Annotated in this window: 16 protein-coding genes; 9 read left to right on the forward strand and 7 right to left on the reverse strand. The window is 61.8% G+C overall.

The features are described 5' to 3' along the window. Positions 1–213 precede the first annotated feature (213 nt). Entirely contained in the window at positions 214–711 is a 498-nt protein-coding gene (locus ACQY7R_RS06960) for a TrmH family RNA methyltransferase (RefSeq protein WP_428304868.1), read from the forward strand. A 94-nt stretch (positions 712–805) separates the two neighbouring features. Here the strand turns inward: ACQY7R_RS06960 and ACQY7R_RS06965 are convergent, their stop codons facing one another. Continuing rightward, complete coding sequence (locus ACQY7R_RS06965) at positions 806–1165, reverse strand: hypothetical protein (protein ID WP_428304869.1); 360 nt, start codon at positions 1163–1165, stop codon at positions 806–808. A 51-nt stretch (positions 1166–1216) separates the two neighbouring features. Then, positions 1217–1882, reverse strand: a complete 666-nt coding sequence (locus ACQY7R_RS06970; RefSeq protein ID WP_428304870.1) for a hypothetical protein — start codon at positions 1880–1882, stop codon at positions 1217–1219. Between the two features lie 541 nt (positions 1883–2423). Between ACQY7R_RS06970 and ACQY7R_RS06975 the strand changes: the two genes are divergently transcribed. Continuing rightward, on the forward strand, positions 2424–2795 hold the full coding sequence (locus tag ACQY7R_RS06975; protein WP_428304871.1) for a hypothetical protein: 372 nt from the start codon (positions 2424–2426) through the stop codon (positions 2793–2795). A 191-nt stretch (positions 2796–2986) separates the two neighbouring features. Here ACQY7R_RS06975 and ACQY7R_RS06980 read toward each other — a convergent pair whose 3' ends face one another. The 3 genes from ACQY7R_RS06980 to ACQY7R_RS06990 all read right to left on the reverse strand — a co-directional run bounded on the left by ACQY7R_RS06980 (position 2987) and on the right by ACQY7R_RS06990 (position 6454). Next, positions 2987–3715: a creatininase family protein gene (locus tag ACQY7R_RS06980; RefSeq protein WP_428304872.1), complete on the reverse strand. Its 729-nt coding sequence runs from the start codon at positions 3713–3715 to the stop codon at positions 2987–2989. 66 nt (positions 3716–3781) lie between these two features. Next, positions 3782–5176: an asparagine--tRNA ligase gene (asnS, locus tag ACQY7R_RS06985; RefSeq protein ID WP_428304873.1), complete on the reverse strand. Its 1395-nt coding sequence runs from the start codon at positions 5174–5176 to the stop codon at positions 3782–3784. 228 nt (positions 5177–5404) lie between these two features. Next, on the reverse strand, positions 5405–6454 hold the full coding sequence (locus ACQY7R_RS06990) for an NAD(P)/FAD-dependent oxidoreductase (RefSeq protein ID WP_428304874.1): 1050 nt from the start codon (positions 6452–6454) through the stop codon (positions 5405–5407). Positions 6455–6759: 305 nt separating this feature from the next. On the opposite strand from ACQY7R_RS06990, the gene ACQY7R_RS06995 reads away from it, so the two are divergent. After that, positions 6760–7335 carry a DUF2179 domain-containing protein gene (locus ACQY7R_RS06995; RefSeq protein WP_428304875.1) on the forward strand — a complete coding sequence of 192 codons (576 nt, stop codon included), beginning with the start codon at positions 6760–6762 and terminating at the stop codon, positions 7333–7335. Positions 7336–7516: 181 nt separating this feature from the next. Next, the gene (locus ACQY7R_RS07000) at positions 7517–7897 is read left to right on the forward strand and encodes a hypothetical protein (protein WP_428304876.1); all 381 of its coding nucleotides are present in this window, start codon (positions 7517–7519) and stop codon (positions 7895–7897) included. 79 nt (positions 7898–7976) lie between these two features. Here ACQY7R_RS07000 and ACQY7R_RS07005 read toward each other — a convergent pair whose 3' ends face one another. Beyond that, positions 7977–8969: a cytochrome c gene (locus tag ACQY7R_RS07005; RefSeq protein WP_428304877.1), complete on the reverse strand. Its 993-nt coding sequence runs from the start codon at positions 8967–8969 to the stop codon at positions 7977–7979. 127 nt (positions 8970–9096) lie between these two features. Here ACQY7R_RS07005 and ACQY7R_RS07010 point away from each other — a divergent pair, with 127 nt between their 5' ends. The 5 genes from ACQY7R_RS07010 (at position 9097) to ACQY7R_RS07030 (ending at position 16338) form a co-directional block, all read left to right on the forward strand. Then, a complete protein-coding gene (locus ACQY7R_RS07010; RefSeq protein WP_428304878.1) occupies positions 9097–10902 on the forward strand; it encodes a phospho-sugar mutase in 1806 nt (601 codons plus the stop codon). Between the two features lie 70 nt (positions 10903–10972). Next, a complete protein-coding gene (locus ACQY7R_RS07015) occupies positions 10973–12361 on the forward strand; it encodes a UvrB/UvrC motif-containing protein (RefSeq protein WP_428304879.1) in 1389 nt (462 codons plus the stop codon). Positions 12362–12524: 163 nt separating this feature from the next. After that, positions 12525–13427, forward strand: a complete 903-nt coding sequence (locus ACQY7R_RS07020; protein WP_428304880.1) for a cation diffusion facilitator family transporter — start codon at positions 12525–12527, stop codon at positions 13425–13427. 196 nt (positions 13428–13623) lie between these two features. Further along, positions 13624–14967, forward strand: coding sequence for a Gfo/Idh/MocA family protein (locus ACQY7R_RS07025; RefSeq protein WP_428304881.1), 1344 nt, complete (start codon positions 13624–13626; stop codon positions 14965–14967). A 54-nt stretch (positions 14968–15021) separates the two neighbouring features. Then, complete coding sequence (locus ACQY7R_RS07030) at positions 15022–16338, forward strand: hypothetical protein (protein ID WP_428304882.1); 1317 nt, start codon at positions 15022–15024, stop codon at positions 16336–16338. Positions 16339–16691: 353 nt separating this feature from the next. Here ACQY7R_RS07030 and ACQY7R_RS07035 read toward each other — a convergent pair whose 3' ends face one another. Beyond that, a complete protein-coding gene (locus tag ACQY7R_RS07035; protein ID WP_428304883.1) occupies positions 16692–17942 on the reverse strand; it encodes a TlpA family protein disulfide reductase in 1251 nt (416 codons plus the stop codon). Positions 17943–18246 lie beyond the last annotated feature (304 nt).

Raw genomic sequence — 18246 nt, forward strand, 5'->3', positions numbered from 1 at the left:
CGCAGATGAACGCGGATAGACGCAGATGAAGAATTATTTGCGTTCATCGGCGTTTATCTGCGGTTCCATCTTCTCTCGTATTGCGTCGTGTTCTTAGTGTCTTCGTGGTTTATATCCCTGCATTCCCTTGGCGAACCTTGGCGTCCTTGGCGTCCTTGGCGACTAATCTTCTTCTCCTGAACAGAACCAAGCCGCCTGCTAGAATTGCTCTCTATGAGTTTCGAACATTTGCGTCACAAACCACCCCGTGAACTCACTCAGCCGCGTGAACTGCTGATCGTCTGCGCGCCGATGAGGAGCAACATCAACCTGTCGCGGATCGCGCGGGTGGCGAGTTGCTGCGGGCTCGACCGGATTATTTGCACCGGCCAGGCGAGTCTCGATCGCAAGATCGCCCGCGATGGGGCCGATACGATCACGATTGAAGTCCGCCGCACGCTGCCGCCGGTGCTGGAACGGCTCCGCGATGAAGGCTACCGGCTGGTCGGACTCGAGCAGACGACCGACTCGCACGACATGCACCACTTCCAGTTTCAGCGGAAGACCGCGCTGGTAATCGGCAACGAGCGGACGGGGCTGACGCCCGATCTGCTGAAGTTGCTCGATGACGTCGTCGAGATTCCGGTCTGGGGGCTGCCGTTCAGCTACAACGTCGCGACGGCGACGACGATGGCGCTGTATGAGTACTGTCGGCAGTTTCCGAATGGTTGACGTTTCTCGTACGACTGCTGGCTGGTCCAGCAGTGGATCGGATCGCGGGTACCAGCTTCGCACTGCTGGGTGAGCCAGCAGTTGCACGATGGGGCTACGCGGCGCCGCGCGTTAGCCACGCGATGACTTCCACCGCGGCGACCATGCGGGCCGATTCGCGGATTTCGCCCGCCGAGTGGCGGTTGGTCGTCTCGACGGCAAATCGCAAATACTGCTCGCGCGATTCTTCGACGCGCTCGCCGCCGACAGCGATGACGGCGCGTTGCCAGAGCTCATGGGCGCGGGCGAGCGCCGCTTCGTCGCCTGCGATCGCTTCGAACATCGCGTCGTCGAGGGCCTCAAGCAGTTCGTTCGCTTCGCGCGATTCGGGATCGAGCGGGACCGTCGGCGGCAGTTCATCGCCGGGCTTTATGCGCCGAAGATGCGCGCCGTGCATGTTGAGATTCTTTGCCATTGCCGAGCCGCCTGAAGATCGATTGATTCGGAAGAGAGACAAACGCTGGAATCAAGAAGTTCGCCCGTGGGCGGCCCGGCGGAGTTCCGCCCGCCGCCGCAATTCGGCGGCCCGACACGCGACGTCGTCGTCGAGCGGCGTCTGCCCGGCGGCATCATTCGCCGGGCCAGTTGCGGCCCCGTCGGGCAAGGCATTCCCCTCGTGCGTCGATCCGGTCAATCGTTGCAGCAATGATCCATGCAATTGCATCGTCCTCCGTAGTTCGCGTAGTTCGGTGAGCCATTCGTGATGTTCTTCGGTCGCCCGTTGCCGTTCGCGTTCGAGCGCCGAGCCGCGTTCTTCGTTCGATTGCTGGAGGAGCCGTAACTCCGACTTGGCGACGGCGAGCTTGCGCCCCACCTCCTCCAAGGTTTGCAGCTGCTCGGCGTTTTCGGCGACGAGCTGACGATATTCTTCTTCTGCCGCGACCAGCCGACGTTCGTATTCCTCGGCGTGAGCGAAGTGCTGCGACGCATCGTCGGCGGCCGCTTGGCGCTGATCGAGCAGCGCCTGCTGTCGCGTGAGGTCGCGCTGCCAGTCCGAAAGTTCGCCATGCAACGAATCGAGCGTCGCGAACGATTCGCAGACCCACGATTCGAGTTCAGATTGTTCCCCTCGGAGCGCCTCGACCGGGGCTAACGCCTCGCGGAGGGTCTCCAACGACCGAAATTCGACCATTGCCGTGTTGAGTGAGCTACTGGTGCAACGGGTGGTACCGACGGACGAATAGCGCGGCCTCGATCGGTTGCGTTGAGCGCGCGGTAGAACGCTCCAAGCAAACGAGTTGAGACCTGACAACTGCGAGCCATCCACTTGCGTCGCAGCGTTTGGCTGGGAACGTTCCCAACCGCACGTGCGTCGTGGCGGCGTCGCAACTTGAAAAGGGGCAAGACTGACGAGTTGAGGGGCGGGTGCGCGGATGCAGACCGACTCCATGGGAAATTTAGCTTGCTAGCGGGCGCGCGGCGGAGCGAACGGCGGAGAAAGTTGCGGGGAAGCGCGGGGCTGAGTCGCTACAACCGTACCTGGAAGCACCCCAGCATTACCCTTGCGCCTTCGCGCCTTTGCGTGAGACATTTCGGATTTAGATCTCACGCAAAGGCGCGAAGGCGCAAAGAAAGGCAAGGAAACAAGCGAAGGAGGCCGGCGGAGTTGCCAATTTGGCGAAACTTCGTATCGTGGAGCGTACTTCTCTTCCCCGCAGGAGGCGGCGTTCGCCATGTCGAAGCGTAAGACCAAACCGCGTCGTCAGAACTCGGCCCGTGACCTCGAGCACCGCGTCGCGGACACGCGCACCGCCGAAGCGGCGACTGTGGCGTGGACCGTGTCAGTGACGACGGTATTCCTGTGCGATATCGCAGCCGTGGCGGCCCACCTCTATGCGCGGGCGAATCCACGATTGGGCGGAGCGCAAATGCTCAGCCAACTGCTGCTGTTTTGCGCGGCGGCGATTGGGCTGATTTCGCTATTGCTGCTGCCGGTGGTGCTGCGGTTTCGGAAGACGCCGCCGCCGGGCGGGTTTTTGACGTTCGCCATCTGCAGTGCGCTGGCGCCGATTTTGGCGGTGTTGGTGATGGCGATGCAGCGCTGAGCTCGCCCCCGGGGAGGAGCAACTCATTCGACGATAAGTTGCTCAAGCTCCACAGAAAACCAAACCCTGAGGTCCCCTCCCCTTGAAGGGGAGGGTTAGGGAGGCGTGATTGAAGCGGGTACCAGGGTTCTTCCCCCCTCCCCAGCCCTCCCCTCCAGGGGGAGGGAGCCACAACATTCATCGTAGCGGCGCTAGTGAGGCTCGAAGGCTTCCATTCGCTTCACGAGGTCGGCGAGGTAGTCGGCAATGATCTTACCGAGCCGTTCGCCTTTCTCGGGAGTTCCCTTGCGCGGGGCGCCGAGAACCGAGCTGGGCCAGTAGCGTTTCACGTCGCGGACTAGCAGCGGCTTGGGCGACTCGCGGCCGCTCTCTTCGGGGAGCAAATCGTTGCGGACGAGTTCGGGGCAGATCGACATCAACCTCGACGTTTCGATTTCGCCGCCGTGCATGTCTCCGGGCGTTTCGATGATGCCGGCCATCCGCTTCAGTAGGACGTCGTACTCAAGCACGATCGCGACGTTCGCATCGGGGCAGCTGCGGAGCACTCGTTCGGCGGCTTCTTCGATCGCCGCCATTTGCAGCGCGCTCGCATGGCCTGAGTACAGAATGAAGTTCCGTAGACCCGTTTGGTAGAGCGACTGGACGATGTCGCGGACCAGCGAGCGTAGCGTTTCCGCGCTGATGCTGATCGTCCCGTCGTGGCCGCCGAGGCTGCGGCAGTAGCCGTACGGAATTGGCGGAGCGACGAAGAGCGGCACAAGCTGGGCCGCCCGCTTGCCGGCGTCGTACGCCTGGATCGTGTCGGTCGAGAGCGGCAAGTGCGGGCCGTGGGCTTCCATGACGCCGAAGGGAATGAAGACGCTGCGGCACGTTTTGAGTGCGGCTTCGACTTCGACGGTGGTCATTTCTTCGAGGATCATGGCAAACTTATGGGCTGAGGGATTTCGCACGGGTGCCACTACTGGCTTGCCCAGCAGTGGCACACTTTAAAATTCCGCGCTGCCGGGGGTCCGGGGGAACGGAATCACATCGCGGATGTTCGCCATGCCGGTGACGAACTGCACGATCCGCTCAAGCCCTAAACCAAAACCGGCATGCGGGACGGTGCCGAAGCGGCGCAGGTCGAGGTACCACCAATAATCGTCGGGATTGAGATCCTGCTCTTTCATCCGTTCGATCAGCACGTCGAGCCGTTCTTCCCGCTGGCTGCCGCCGATGATCTCGCCGACGCGCGGGACGAGGACATCCATCGCGCGAACCGTTTTGCCGTCGTCGTTGACGCGCATGTAAAACGCTTTGATGCCGCGCGGGTAGTCGTAGAGGATCACCGGAGCGTTGAACTTTTTCTCCGTGAGATAACGCTCGTGCTCGGCCTGGAGATCGGAGCCCCACTTCACCGGATACTCGAACTTCTCGCCCGACTGCTCCAGGATTTCGACCGCTTCGGTGTAGCTGAGCCGCAAGAAGTCGCGATCGCGGACCGTTTCGAGAGCCGACATGATCGTGTTGTCGATCCGCTCTTGGAAGAACGCCATGTCTTCCTGGCACTCGGCGAGCACGTCGTTGACGATTCGCTTGAGGAACCGCTCGGCGAGGGCCATGTCGTCGTAGAGGTCGAAGAACGCCGCCTCGGGCTCGATCATCCAGAACTCGGCCAGATGCCGCGAGGTGTTCGAGTTCTCCGCGCGGAACGTCGGACCAAACGTGTAGATCTTGCCGAGCGCGGTCGCGTAGATCTCGCCTTCGAGCTGACCGGAGACGGTGAGGTAGGCCGGCTTGCCGAAGAAATCTTGAGCGTAGTCGACCTTGCCATCGGCCGTCTTCGGCGGATTAGCGGGGTCGATCGTGCTCACGCGGAACATCTCGCCGGCGCCTTCGCAGTCGCTGGCGGTGATGATCGGCGTGTGGACGTAGAGAAATCCTTCCTCCTGGAAGAAGTCGTGGATCGAGCGGCAGATGCGATTGCGCACTCGCATTACGGCGCCCATCGTGTTCGTCCGCGGGCGGAGGTGGGCCCACTCGCGGAGCTTTTCGAGCGTGTGGCGCTTCTTCTGCAGTGGGTAATCGTCGGGGTCGGCGAGGCCGTGGACGATCACTTCGCTCGCGAGCAGTTCGGTCGCCTGCTCCTTGCCGCCGGAAGGTTTTACTTCGCCGCGCACCGTGATGCTGCAGCCGGCGCTGAGATGTTTTATTTCTGCTTCATAGTTCGGCAAGTTCGCATCGGCGACGATCTGGATGTTGGCGAGGCAGGAGCCGTCGTTCAGCTCGATGAAGCTGAAGCCCCCTTTCGAGTCGCGACGAGTACGCACCCAACCTTGCAGCGTCGCCTGCTTGCCAATCGCCTTTGCCTGCCGAGCGGCCGAGACTGAAAGCTTTTCCACGATGTTCGTCCTTGAAATCCCCCTCCCATGCAGGGAGGGAGCAAGCGAGCACGGGCAACCCGAAGTTGCCCGTGCGCAGTGCGGTAGCTATGTGTAATACAAGGGAGTGGTGAAGAACCAGTGTACCAACTTCTCCCCCCTCCCCAGCCCTCCCCTCCAGGAGGAGGGAGCCGGAGCATTCAATTTAACTTCACGTCGCCGTGTAACTTCAAGTCAACTTCCGGCTGCTCATAGCCCCTGCGAAGCCAACCAGCGCTCCGCATCGATTGCCGCCATGCAGCCGCTGCCGGCGGCGGTGATCGCTTGCCGATAGTAATCGTCCGCCACGTCGCCGGCGGCGAACACGCCCTCGACGCTCGTGTTCGTGCGGAACGGCACGGTCCACTTGAGATACTTCTTCGACGTCATCTCCAGGTGGCCTTCGAGGAACCGCGTGTTCGGCGTATGGCCGATCGCGACGAACATGCCCGTGGCATCGAGATCGATCGTCTTGCCGTCGCCGGTCGTCGACTTGAGCCGCACGCCCTTCACGCCGGTGGCGTCGTCGCCGATCACTTCATCGACTTCGGTGTTCCACTGGATGTCAATTTTCGGATTGGCGATCGCTCGGTCGGCCATAATCTTCGACGCCCGCAGCTGATCGCGGCGATGGATCATGTAAACGACGCTACCGAACTTCGACAGATAGTCGGCTTCTTCCACGGCCGAGTCGCCGCCGCCGACGACCACAAGCGGCTTATTGCGGAACCGCGGCAAGGCGCCATCGCACACGGCACAGGCGCTGACGCCGCGATTCTTGTAGAGATCTTCCGACGGCAGGCCGAGGTAGTTCGCGCGGGCGCCGGTGGCGATGATCACCGACTGGGCTTCGATCCGCTGCCCACTCGCCGAGTGGAGCACGAACGGCCGCTTGCTGAAATCGACTTTGACGATGTCGTCGGTCTCGATGCGCGTCCCGAAATTCTTGGCTTGCTTGCGCATCAGGTGCATCAGTTCGGGACCGGAGCAGCCTTCCCCGTGATGCATGTCGGCAAGGTAGTGATTTTCTTCGTCGAGCGCCGAGCGAAGGTAATGACTGAGGTCGCCCTTGGGGAAGCCGGGGAAGTTTTCGACTTCGGTCGTCAGCGCGAGCTGGCCGAGCGGCAGCGTGCCGACCTGGCGATTCTCTTCGGTGATGGCGCCTTCGAACACGATCGGGCAGAGATTGGCCCGCGCCGTGTAGATTGCCGAGGTCCATCCCGCGGGTCCGCTGCCAATAATCACCACATGTTCAGCCACAGTCGCACATCCTTCCGGCACAAACTTTTAATGAACCCACAGTGGGTGGGTGAAGGGGGAATTATAGAGGGGTGGCCGATGGGCGTAAACTCGACGAGTGCTGCGAAAACGCCTTGATTTGCGACGTTTTTGCCTATGGCCGGCATTGCGAGCACCTATGCGAGCGGCGCGGCTGCAGTGGCATGCTTCATTCGCCGCATCATCTTGCGTCGTGGAGCGTGAAACGAAGAATCTAGCGCTGCGACGATTTGCGATGCGCTAGATTCCTCGCTGCATTCAGAACGACCTTCGCTGGGTAACTCGCTATGGACTTCCTCATTTCGCTCCATCCGCTCGCGGCCGCGCTGCTGATCTTTTTCTTGAGGATCATCGACGTCTCGCTTGGCACGCTGCGGACGATCTCGGTTGTGCAGGGACGAATCAAGCTGGCGGTCGTGCTGGGCTTTTTCGAAACGTTCGTCTGGCTCACGGCCGTGGCTCAAGCGCTCATGGGCGTCGAGAAGAACCCGATGCTGATCATTGCATACTGCGCGGGATTCGCGGCAGGCAATGCCGTGGGGATTCAAATTGAACGCAAGATCGCCTTGGGAATCGTGGTGATCCGGATGTTCTCTTCGCAAGCAGGCGGAGCGATCGCCTCGGCACTGAGCATCGCGGGCTGGAAACCGACGACGTTTCAAGGGATCGGCGCCGAGGGGCCGAATACGATGATATTTGTTATCGCCCCACGTCGCCGCACCAGCGAATTACTCGAAACGGCGCGGGGCGTTGATCCGCACATTTACTACAGCGTCGACCTAGTGCGGGAGTACCACGGCGGAGCGACGGCCGCCTTATCGACGCCGGCCGACTGGCGGGCGATTTTCCGGATGCGGAAATAAAAGCCACCGGCTCCGCCGGTGGACGAACTACAATAAATCCCACCACGCCACAGCGGTTTCGACGTGCAAAATTTGCAACGAACGCCTCATGTACTCAGATCCACTCGCCACATTCGTGACGACGACTAGCTTCGGCACGTGGCTGCCTGGGGATGAGCGCGGGTACGTCGATAACGGGCAGATGTACCCGCAACGCCGCTACCTCAAGGCGCATGTCGAAAAATCCATTAGCGAGCCGAAAACAACCTTCTCCCTGCCAGAGCAAGAACGCCTCTTTCAATACCTCCAAGATGCTGCTGGGGAGTTCGGCTACTCGCTAACCGATGCGGTCATCGAAGCAACACATCTCCATTGGATCATCGGTCATGGCGACGCCGTTGATGACATGGCCGGGCGATTGAAAAACCGAATGCGGCAGGGGCTCAACCGCGGACGAATTTGGACCGCAGGTTATTCGCATCGCTTGTTGTTCGATGAAGAAGCTCTCGAAAACGCGAGAAGATATCCGACAAAACATCCGGGGCTGCGGCTGCTTTGCGGTCGGCGAGTTGAGAATGCTTGAGTCGCTTGGAATTCTGGCCTGCCCTGTAGATTGAGCCTTACGGTGGTTCGTCCACCGGCGAAGCCGGTGGCTTTTATTGCTAGCCGCGGTAGCCTTCGTGGCAGGCAGTGCACGATTGGCTTGCCCGTCCAGCGGCGGCGCGGGCGGCTTCGTAGTTGGCTTCGGCAGCGGCGCGGGTGAGTTCGCGGGAAGCGGCGCGGAGGTCGTTACTCTGCTGCTGAAAGTTCTCGTCGTCCCAATACTCGTACGCTTCGCGATCGATGATCGCCGCGAGCATCGCGAGGACCTCGGCCTGTTGCTGGACGTCGACCGCCTTGCGTGAAAACTCGCGGGCATTGGCGAGCGCGGGCGAGATCGCTTCTTGCAGCGCTGACTCCATCCGTTTCATGAGCAGCGGCCGGTCGGCGATTTCGCTCCACTGCTCGGGCGGTGGCGTCGGCTTGCCGCCTAAACGCTCCCCGCGGACCAGATCGTCGAGTTGCGTCCGCAACTCGGCGCCTTCCGCGAACGTTTGGTCGGTTCCCGTTTTGCAATTGCGGGCAGCCCGAGCAAACGCTTCGCGGAGAGCTGGGGCATCGTCTTGCCAGCGGACGTCGCCGTCGTACTCGGCGATCACGGCGAAGAGCGTCGCCAGTTCGCTGAACGCGCTGCGGCAAATCTTGTAACCGCCAGCTTTGAACTTGGCGGGGTTGGCGAGCGGATCGCGGAGCGTCGCGGCAAGCCGTTTTACTTCGGCTGCGAGCGTGTCACCGGAGATAAGTTGCGACCAAGTCGCGGCGCCAGAATTTGAACCAGCCCCTTCGACGGTTGCAGCGCCACTCCCCTGCCCTGCCGACGGAGTCGCCGCGATCGAGTCAGCCCGTTTCGCCGGCCGCTCGCCAACGAGTTGCTCGCGCGCATCGACGAAAAACTCGTCGAGCACATCCGGCGACCAAACCGGCGGCTTCGCCCGCTTCACCGGCCCCGCCTTCTCCGCCGCGTGTCCGATTCCGCCCAGCGCGAGGCCCATGACGAAGGCGGCGGAAAAAGCTCCCCGCATCCCTCGCCCCATTCCCCATTCAGCATTCCGCATTCGCCCTTCCTCCTTCCCGCGCCAACTTCCCCGTTCCTGCACTATGGTGTACGTTAAATCGCCCTTCCAGGCCAACCCACGGCCTGCCCATTTCCCTGGTTCTCCGCCCCCCAGGAACCATCGCACCATGTCGTACGACAACACGCTCGCCCTCGTCCGCCAGGCCGCCGAGACCGGCAAGATCACCAGCACCGCGCAGAAGAATATCGCCGCGTGGCTCACCGAGCCCCGCTACGGCGAGTATGCCGGGCAAGTGGCCGAGATGGTGGAATCGGGGCAGTGGCAAACGCTCGACGACGTGTTTTGGACGGTGATTCCGTTCGGCACCGGTGGCCGCCGCGGGCGGATGTACCCGGTGGGGTCGAACGCGATCAACGATCGCACGATCGGCGAGAGCGCCCAGGGCTTGGCCGACTATGTGAAGGAGCAGCTCGGCGCCGACGGCAACCCGTCGTGTGCGCTGGCGTACGACACTCGGCATCGGTCGGAACATTTTGCCCGGCTCTGTGCCGAAATCATGGTCGCGAGCGGGTTCCGCGTCTTCTTCCTGCAAGGCTACCGCAGTACGCCGGAACTTTCGTTCTGCGTTCGCTACAAGCACGCCTCTTGCGGCATCATGGTCACCGCCAGCCACAACCCGCCGAGAGACAACGCGGTGAAGGCGTATTGGTCGACCGGCGGCCAGTTGCTGCCGCCGCACGATAAGGGGGTCATCGACCGCGTGATGTCGGTGAACGCCATCGAGCGCGTGCCGTTCGATACCGCGGTCGCCGATGGCCGGATCGAGATCTGCCAGGACGAGGTCGATCCCAAGTACGTCGCCGCGGTGGTCGAGCAGTCGATCCCCGGCCCGCGCGATCTCAAGGTGATTTACTCGCCGCTGCATGGCGTCGGCGCCAGCGCGGTGCTGCCGGTGCTCGAAGCGGCCGGGTTCAAAGACGTCGAATTGTTCAGCCTCCATGCGAAGCCGGACGGCGACTTCCCGAACGTGCCGGGGCATGTCTCGAATCCCGAGAATCCGCAAGTCTTCGACACGATGATCGCCCACGGCAGCCACAACGGCGCCGACCTCGCCGTGGCGACCGACCCCGATTGCGATCGCATCGGCTGCGCGGCGCCGCTGACGATGGCCAAAGGGGCACCATGGCTCACCCTCACCGGCAACGAAATCGGCGCTCTGCTCGCCGACTACATGTGCGACTCACGCAAGGCCGCGGGCCGGCTTTCGCCGCAGAACTTCATTGTGAAAACGCTCGTCACCACCGAGCTAACTCGCCGCATCGGCGATAGCTACGGCGTGAAGACGTTTGGCGACAACCTCGTCGGCTTCAAGTGGATCGCCGGCGTGATCGATCGCGAAGGCGCCGACAAGTTCCTCTACGGCACCGAAGAGTCGCACGGCTACATGGCCGGCAACTACAACCGCGATAAGGACGGCGGCCTCGCGACGATGCTGCTGTGCGAACTCGCCGCGAAGCTGAAGGCGCAGAAGAAGACGCTTCACCAGAAGCTCGACGATCTCTTCTGGCAACATGGCGTCCACATCGAGCGGACGGTCTCCGTGCAAATGCCCGGCAGCGAAGGGATGCTGCGGATGAAGGAAGTGATGGCCCAGTTCCGCGCGGCCCCGCCGAAGACGCTCGCCGGCAGCCCGGTGGTGCAGGTTCGCGACTACTTCGACCAGACGGTCATCCTCCCTGGCGGCGGCAAGCAGCCGCTCGATGGGCCGAAGGGGGACCTGGTGATTCTTGATCTGGCTCTCGAAGGAAATTACGTCGCGATTCGCCCCAGCGGCACCGAGCCGAAGATCAAGCTCTACATGTTCACCTACGAACCGCCGGAGCAGTTGGCGAACCTGGAAGACGCGAAGCAGATGCTCGATGAGCGGCTGCTAGCGATGGAAGCCGACATGCGGGCGTTTGCGGGGGTGTAGAGGCAACGAAATAGGGCCAAATGCCCCCCGGTCACTGACCAGGGGCTAACCGCTGCGCTACAATTCACGCATGGACGCCGACGCCAACGAATTGCCGCAGGATGCTCAGCCGGAGGCGCCGCCCGACTTGCCGAAGTCGCAGGTCGAGTTTTTCCTCCGCGCCGCCGAAAAGGTGCGGACGCAGTTTCCCAATACCCCCGGCGTCTACCTCTTCCAGGACAAGCTCGGCCGAGTGATCTACATCGGCAAGGCGAAGAACCTGCGCGCCCGGGCCGGCAGCTACTTCCTGAAGGCGGCGGCGGAAGATTCGCGCACCGCCCAGCTCGTGCTCGAGGCTTACGACATCGACTTCATGGAAACGGAGAGCGAAGTCGACGCTCTGCTGAAAGAAGCTCGGCTGGTGAAAGACATCCAGCCGAAGTTCAACCGCGACCTGCGCGACGACAAGACGTTTCCGTACCTGCAGATTACGACGCACGAGGACTTCCCCCGCGTCGAGATCACCCGCACGCCGCAGAGTAGCGGCGTGAAACTGTATGGTCCGTTCGCGAACGTCAGCTCGCTGCGCGGCGCGCTGCAAGTGCTGCAGCGGGTCTTCAAGTTCCGCACCTGCCCGCTCGACATCGAAGAGAACGACGACCGCTGGCGGTGGTTCCGCCCTTGCTTGCTCGCTTCGATCCGCCAATGCACGGCGCCGTGCAATCTGCGAATCTCGAAAGAGGAGTATCGCAAGGACATCAACCGCCTCCGCAAATTCCTCGACGGCGGCCGCAAGCCGTTGCTCGCCGAGATGCGGGCCGAGATGCAAGAAGCGGCCGCCGCGCGTCGCTTCGAACAGGCCGCCAAGCTGCGCGACGAAATCCAAATGCTCGAGTCGCTCGAAGATCGCGGCGACCTCGAGAAGAACGAGCAGCCCGAGGTGTTTTATCTCGACCCGAAGAAGGGACTCGCGGGGCTGCAGAAGGTGCTCAAACTCGACTTCCAGCCGCGAACGATCGAGGGGTGCGACATCGCCCACCTCGGCGGCACGGAGACGGTAGCGAGTCTTGTGCAGTTCATAGACGGGCTGCCGTTCAAACCGGGCTACCGCCGCTTTCGGATTCGCGAGGTGCAGGGGATCGACGACTACGCGAGCATGCACGAAGTCGTCGCCCGTCGCTTCCGTCGGCTCGAACGCGAAGGCGAAGTCTTCCCCGACATTCTGCTGATCGACGGCGGCAAGGGGCAACTCGGCAAGGCGCTCACGGCGTTCGAAACGCTCGGCATCAAACCGCCGCTCGTGTTGTCGCTCGCCAAGAAGGAAGAGCTCATTTACGTGATGGGCCGCGACGAACCGCTGCGGCTGAGCCGGCACGCGTTCGCCCTGCGGCTGCTGCAGTACGTGCGGGATGAGGCACACCGATTTGCCCAGCATTATCATCATTTGTTGCGGCGGAAACGGACACTCGGCGACTCGTAAAAGCCGGCTGGCCAGGCCCTACAACCCTGACCTACACTTTGGCAGCCGCCCACCCAGCCCCGGGCTCCGCCCGGGGGTCGCTTTGCCCCTGCGCAACGTTAGGCGGCACTTCACGCTCACCCCCGGGCAGAGTCCGGGGCTACAACGCCAACGCTGATTCCGCATGCACGATCATCCCCATCCCGCCGGTAAGAATCTGCGGTTCGCGTTCTTTGTGAACTTCGTGTTCACGTTCATCGAAATTGCCGGCGGCATTTGGACCGGTAGCGTTGCCATCCTCAGCGACGCCGTGCACGATGCCGGCGATTGCATCTCGCTCGGTCTCGCTTGGTACCTGCAAGGCGTTTCCGACCGCGAACCGAATGAGCGCTTTACTTACGGCTACCGGCGGCTGTCGGCTTTGGGCGCGCTCATCACCGGTTGCGTGCTGATCATTGGCCTTGGCTTCGTAGCGTGGGAATCGATCCATCGCCTCTTCGAACCGAAGCCAGTTCGCGCCGGCGGCATGGTCGCGCTGGCGGTGGTCGGCGTGCTGGCCAATGGCGCCGCCGCGTGGCGACTCCGCAGCGGCAAGTCGCTCAACGAGCAGGTCGCGACGTGGCACTTGTTGGAGGACACGCTCGGTTGGGTCGCCGTCCTCGTCGGCGGCACGATCATGGCCTTCTGGGATGTGCCGATCATCGACCCGCTGCTGTCGATCGGCATCTCGATCTTCGTGCTGTACAACGTCGTTCGCAATCTGAAGAAGGTCGGCATGGTGTTCCTGCAGGCTTCTCCCGCTGGTTTCGACGTTGAAGCGTTCCGCAAGGAAGCACTGGAACTGCCGAAGGTTGTGGAACTTCACGATACGTACACTTGGACGCTCGACGGCGAACGGCACGTCATCGCCACCCACCTGCTAATGCGAGCGGGAACGTCGCGCGAAGAAATCTGCGCCGCGAAGGGCGAGCTCTATCGCCTGCTGCGGAATCGTGAATTCGAGCATATCACGATCGAAACCGAGCTGGAGGGGGAGCATTGCAACAGCGAGTTCCCGCCTAGTGCTCATGAATGCGATCACCACTAAGTCGCGAAGGCTCGAAGGAAAGCACGAATAAATGCGCCGCTGGCACGTTCTGCGGAACTGGGCTAATTGACTTGGCGCGTGAGGATCAGCGAAGATTAACGTCTCGTTGCCTCGCATTCTGTTCTTCGCCCCTTCGTGCTTATCTTCGTGACCCCGTGTCTTCGTGGTCAGCATTCCCACTCAGAAGAGTTCAGCCATGGATCGTCGCCGCTTCCTGCAAAGCACCGCCTTCGCCGCGTCGCTCGCCGCCATTCAACCCCGCGCCTTCGCCGCCGCCAGCGACAAGCCGCTGCGAGTGGCAACGATCGGCTGCGGCTGGTACGGCAAGACCGACCTGCTGCATCTGATGCAAGTCGCCCCGGTGGAAGTCGTCGGCCTGTGCGACGTCGATGCGAAGATGGCCGAGGGCGCTGCTGAACTCGTCGCTCAGCGGCAACCCTCCAAGAAAAAACCGCCGATCTACGGCGACTACCGCAAGCTACTCGCCGCGGAGAAACCAGACGTCGTGAACATCGCCACGCCCGACCATTGGCACGCGCTGCCGATGATCGCTGCGGTTGAAGCGGGCGCCGACGTTTACTGCCAGAAGCCGATCAGCGTCGACGTCGCTGAAGGCGCCGCGATGGTCGCCGCTGCCAAGCGCACCGGCCGCACCGTCCAAGTCGGCCTGCAACGCCGCAGTACGCCGCACCTCATCGAAGCTCGCGATCGTTACATCGGGAGCGGGAAGCTCGGCAAAGTGGCGTTCGTCGACATTCACAGCTACTACGGCGGCCCCGGCGGGTTTCCGCCGCAGGAAAAACCGCCCGCCAATCTCGACTGGGAAATGTACGTTGGCCCGGCGCCATGGCTCGACTTTCACCCGCGTATCCATCCCCGTAGCTGGCGCGACTTCCGCAACTTCAGCAACGGACAAATCGGCGACCTCTGCGTGCACATGTTCGACGTGGTGCGTTACTTCCTCGACATCGGCTGGCCGACGACCATCTCGGCGAGCGGCGGCGTCTTCCAGCGGGACAAGAAGTCGATCGCCACGATCGCCGACACGCAGACGGCGACGTTCGAATACCCCGAGTTGCAGGTCGTGTGGACGCAACGCAACTGGGGCGAGTCAGGCGATAAAGAATACCCGTGGGGCGCCACGCTCTACGGAGACAAGGGGACGCTGAAGCTCAGCGTCCACAGCTACGATTTCAAGCCGCACGGCGACGGCGCCGCCGAGCATGGCAATCATCTCGACGAGCGCGACAAGTATCCCGAAGACGCGCAGCACAATGAGACCGAGATGTTCGCCTCCGCTGCCACACGCCGGCACATGCAAGACTTCCTCGCCGCCCGGCACGAACAACGCTTGCCGGTGAGCAACATCGAGCAGGGCCACATCAGCTCGGCGAGTTGTATCCTGGCCAACCTGTCGATGGACCTGAGCCGGACGCTGCACTGGGACGCTGCGGCGGGGAAGATTGTCGGCGATGAGGAGGCGAACTCGAAGCTGGCGCGGCCGTATCGGACGCCGTGGGTTCATCCGAGCGTTGGTTGACCGCAGCCTGATGGCGATAAAGAATCGATCTAATCCGGTTGGAGTTCGATCCTGGTGAATCGCCGACGTTTCCGCTTCTCGCTTGCCAAGCTCCTCGCGGCGATCACGCTCGTTGCGCTGCTTGCCGCCACATGGCAACTTGTCTTTTACCGCCACCCGACGTACTTTCTCGGCCTTTACGAAAAAGCTCCCAGCACGCGCAACGGCTCGATTGCGGTTGGGCCCAATCGGATCGAAATCGAATACCTAGCTCGCAACGAACGCGACGGGTCGATCCGCTACGCGGATGGATTGGGCTCGACCATCAAGGCAACGTCGCCCAACGCCCAGCGGTTGAAAGACGCCGGCCCCTGGCTCGATCTGGTTGAAATTGCGCTCGCCCCCGGCGACGCCGTCGACGTCATTGAGTTCCGAGCGTTCAACCACGAGACTCGCGAGTTTCTGTTCGCAGGCGACGGCTACGGCTGGGCGCTCAAATCGCCTAACGTCGTTCAGCTGTATGGGTTCAAAAAGCCTCTGCCGCCGAAGCTCGATCTGTGGTTTCGCACACACAGCTACGCGTTGCCGGTGCAGGAGTTCAAACTCCCCGCGGCCGTCGGCGCCGAGTGCAAGTTTCCGTACGGCACCGTTCGCGTCGAAGACCTGCAGCCCGGCAACTGGTCCACTGTCGGAGCCAAGCTGCTCAGACCGCTCGATCCCGATGCGCCGACGACGACCGCTGTCCTGTCGTGGGACGTGTCGCCGGCTCCGGCGAGCGAGCGCTATCAAATTACCGCCGTTGCAGCCGATGGTCGCCGAGGTCACACTCATTTACTCAACTACATTTCTTTTCGCATGGGCGCCAGCGTCTTCAGCGAAACTCCCCGCTTCAACATGCCGATTGACGAAGTCGATCATTTCATTCTGCAACCTTTCGGGGGGCTTCATAGGTTTTTCTTCGAGGGGGTCGAGCTGCCCGCGATCAGCGCCAAGCCGTTGGCCGCGCCGCCAGTTGTCGCGGTCGACGTGAACGGCCAGGAGATCGAACGCCGGCTGGCGGACTTCGACCCCGTTGAAGTCGTCGTCTCTACCCGTCGCGGCGACAGCTTCGAAGGCGCGTCGGCAGGAGGCTCGCAGGCTTGGCTGATCCCCCGCGAAGGGGGGCCGATCGACGTCGACGATTCGTTTAGCGTCACCTACGAGATCTGCGGGTATAGCGCTCAGCCGAGATTTCGCTTCTTCGACGCGACGTCGAACCAGCCGATCCCCGCGTCTCAATTGCCAGAGCGCAGCAGCACCCGCGCGAGCGGCGCCGCCGAGGCTGCCGGCGGATTTAGCTATGGCATCCCGCTCGACGAGCTGAAGTCGATCGAAATGACGCTCGGGCCGTAGGTCAGGCTTTCAGCGTGACGGAACCTTCGCTGGAGTTGGCGGCATTTGGCAGTCGCTCCCGAGCGTGCTGCTGTCGGGCTGACAGCCCGACCTACAAAACGCAATTTTTGGCGACACATTGAAGCCGAGGCACGGGACGAGACAATCCCTCCGCTGACCAAGTATGCGGAAGATCGATTCGTATCGACGAATTGCCAGAGACCGACAATAAACGTCTGTATATCAGCTCGGTATGAGCGGCCAAAAGCAATCTGAAAAATCGTTCGCAATAAAAAGGGGGCGCTAACGTCAAAGACGTTGGCGCCCCAATCAATTCAATCATTCATTTTCAGCGCTGAGCAAACGAATCAAGCTCAGCCGGCGGCTTCCGTCGCGGCCGCTTTCTCTTCGTCAGACTTCGAGTTCTCGCTGTCATCAGCCGTCGCCGGCTCGCCAAGCAACTTCTTGAGTTCCTCCGGCAGGACCTCGCCGCGGGCGTTCATGTGGACAACCTTGCCCTCCTTGTCGACTAAGATCGCCGTCGGAATGCCCGAGATGCCATAGAACTTGGCCATCGGTTGATTCCAGCCGAGATCCTCTTCTCCCTTCGGACCGCCGAAAAGGGTTACCCAGGGAATCTCTTTGTCCTTCAGGAACGTCTCGACCTTGTCAGCTTCATTATCGAGCGAAACGCCCAGCACCTCGAAGCCCTTGTCGTGGTAGGCCTCGTATTGCTCCTTAACGTTTGGGATCTCACCGATGCACGGCCCGCACCAGGTCGCCCAGAAGTCGACGAGCACGACCTTGCCGCGGTAGGAGGCCCAGTCGAGTTCCTCGCCGCCGAGCAACGGGCCGGTCAGTTCCATCTCATTACCCATAAGATCGAGTCGCCGCAGCATGCCGGCGAACTGATCGGCGACCTTTTTGACCGATTCTTCGTCGCTTTTGCCGAGTTGCTCGACCGCGTCGGTCATCAGCGCCTTGGTGAATTCGGGATCGGTCCGCTCCAGGAACGCCACGGCGGTTCGGATGCCGGTCGCACGAGCAGAGGCCTCTTTCGGATCGGTCGGGAAGTTGCCGAGGAGCGTTTCGCGGAATTCCGCTTTCTCCTCGTCGCTCTTGTCGCCCCACTTGCTGACGACTCCCTGAATCATCATCCGCCAACCGGTGGCGGCGACGGGGGCGCGATCGTCGGCCATCGCCTCCTTCACTAGCAGATCGAATTCTTGCTTGTTGACTTGCTCCAATTGCTGCAGCGCCATGAAGCGAAAATTTGCGAGCATATTCACGATGCGATCATCAGCATCGGCATCAGACTCCAAGCCTTGGCCAGCGGCGTCGGCGGCGGTTCGAAAAATCTTCGCCTGATGCTGCAACTTCTCGAGTTCGGTATCGCCTTCGGGCTTGATCCGCACAATTTTCTGAACAAATTCGGCCATTTCCTTCGCGCCCCCTTCCGGAATCGCGAGCGGATCGACTTCTTCTTCCGTCTCTTCCACTTTAACGGCGGTTTCCTCGCCAGCCTGCTCTTCGGCAGCGCGGACGATTCCGCCGAGCGGGGCCACTGTCCAAGTCGCCGTCAGCGCCAGCATCATCAACCACGACCATCGGCTCCGCATAGACATGACGACTCTCCTTAATAAGTTCCCCTCGCAACTACCGCGAAGCCTCGACGCTTGACGCCAACGCAACTCCGCAGCGACGCATTTTCGCCAATCCACGTCCAAATGCAACTAAATCACCCGCCAAGTGGAATGGGGTGCGCGAATTCGCCGGGAGTGCGGCTGAATTTAATGCCGTGAAGGCATGAGTGCAGATCTAGAACGCGCGCCACTGCTGGCTTGTCCAGCAGTGTGAAGCGGGTACACGGCGCCCACTGCTGGTCGAGCGAGCAGTGGCACACAGCCAGCGCAGTCTTCTAGTCCCGCG

The organism is Lacipirellula sp. (assembly GCF_965279485.1).
Taxonomy (GTDB): domain Bacteria; phylum Planctomycetota; class Planctomycetia; order Pirellulales; family Lacipirellulaceae; genus Lacipirellula.

Bases quoted from the DNA above. Each gene is read 5' to 3' on its own strand.
- ACQY7R_RS06965 (WP_428304869.1), bottom strand. From the start codon at position 1,165: ATGGCAAAGAATCTCAACATGCACGGCGCGCATCTTCGGCGCATAAAG.
- ACQY7R_RS07005 (WP_428304877.1), bottom strand. From the start codon at position 8,969: ATGCGGAATGCTGAATGGGGAATGGGGCGAGGGATGCGGGGAGCTTTT.
- ACQY7R_RS06975 (WP_428304871.1), top strand. From the start codon at position 2,424: ATGTCGAAGCGTAAGACCAAACCGCGTCGTCAGAACTCGGCCCGTGAC.
- ACQY7R_RS07000 (WP_428304876.1), top strand. From the start codon at position 7,517: ATGTACCCGCAACGCCGCTACCTCAAGGCGCATGTCGAAAAATCCATT.
- ACQY7R_RS06995 (WP_428304875.1), top strand. From the start codon at position 6,760: ATGGACTTCCTCATTTCGCTCCATCCGCTCGCGGCCGCGCTGCTGATC.
- ACQY7R_RS06980 (WP_428304872.1), bottom strand. From the start codon at position 3,715: ATGATCCTCGAAGAAATGACCACCGTCGAAGTCGAAGCCGCACTCAAA.
- ACQY7R_RS06960 (WP_428304868.1), top strand. From the start codon at position 214: ATGAGTTTCGAACATTTGCGTCACAAACCACCCCGTGAACTCACTCAG.
- ACQY7R_RS07035 (WP_428304883.1), bottom strand. From the start codon at position 17,942: ATGTCTATGCGGAGCCGATGGTCGTGGTTGATGATGCTGGCGCTGACG.
- ACQY7R_RS07015 (WP_428304879.1), top strand. From the start codon at position 10,973: ATGGACGCCGACGCCAACGAATTGCCGCAGGATGCTCAGCCGGAGGCG.
- ACQY7R_RS06970 (WP_428304870.1), bottom strand. From the start codon at position 1,882: ATGGTCGAATTTCGGTCGTTGGAGACCCTCCGCGAGGCGTTAGCCCCG.
- ACQY7R_RS07025 (WP_428304881.1), top strand. From the start codon at position 13,624: ATGGATCGTCGCCGCTTCCTGCAAAGCACCGCCTTCGCCGCGTCGCTC.
- ACQY7R_RS07020 (WP_428304880.1), top strand. From the start codon at position 12,525: ATGCACGATCATCCCCATCCCGCCGGTAAGAATCTGCGGTTCGCGTTC.
- ACQY7R_RS07010 (WP_428304878.1), top strand. From the start codon at position 9,097: ATGTCGTACGACAACACGCTCGCCCTCGTCCGCCAGGCCGCCGAGACC.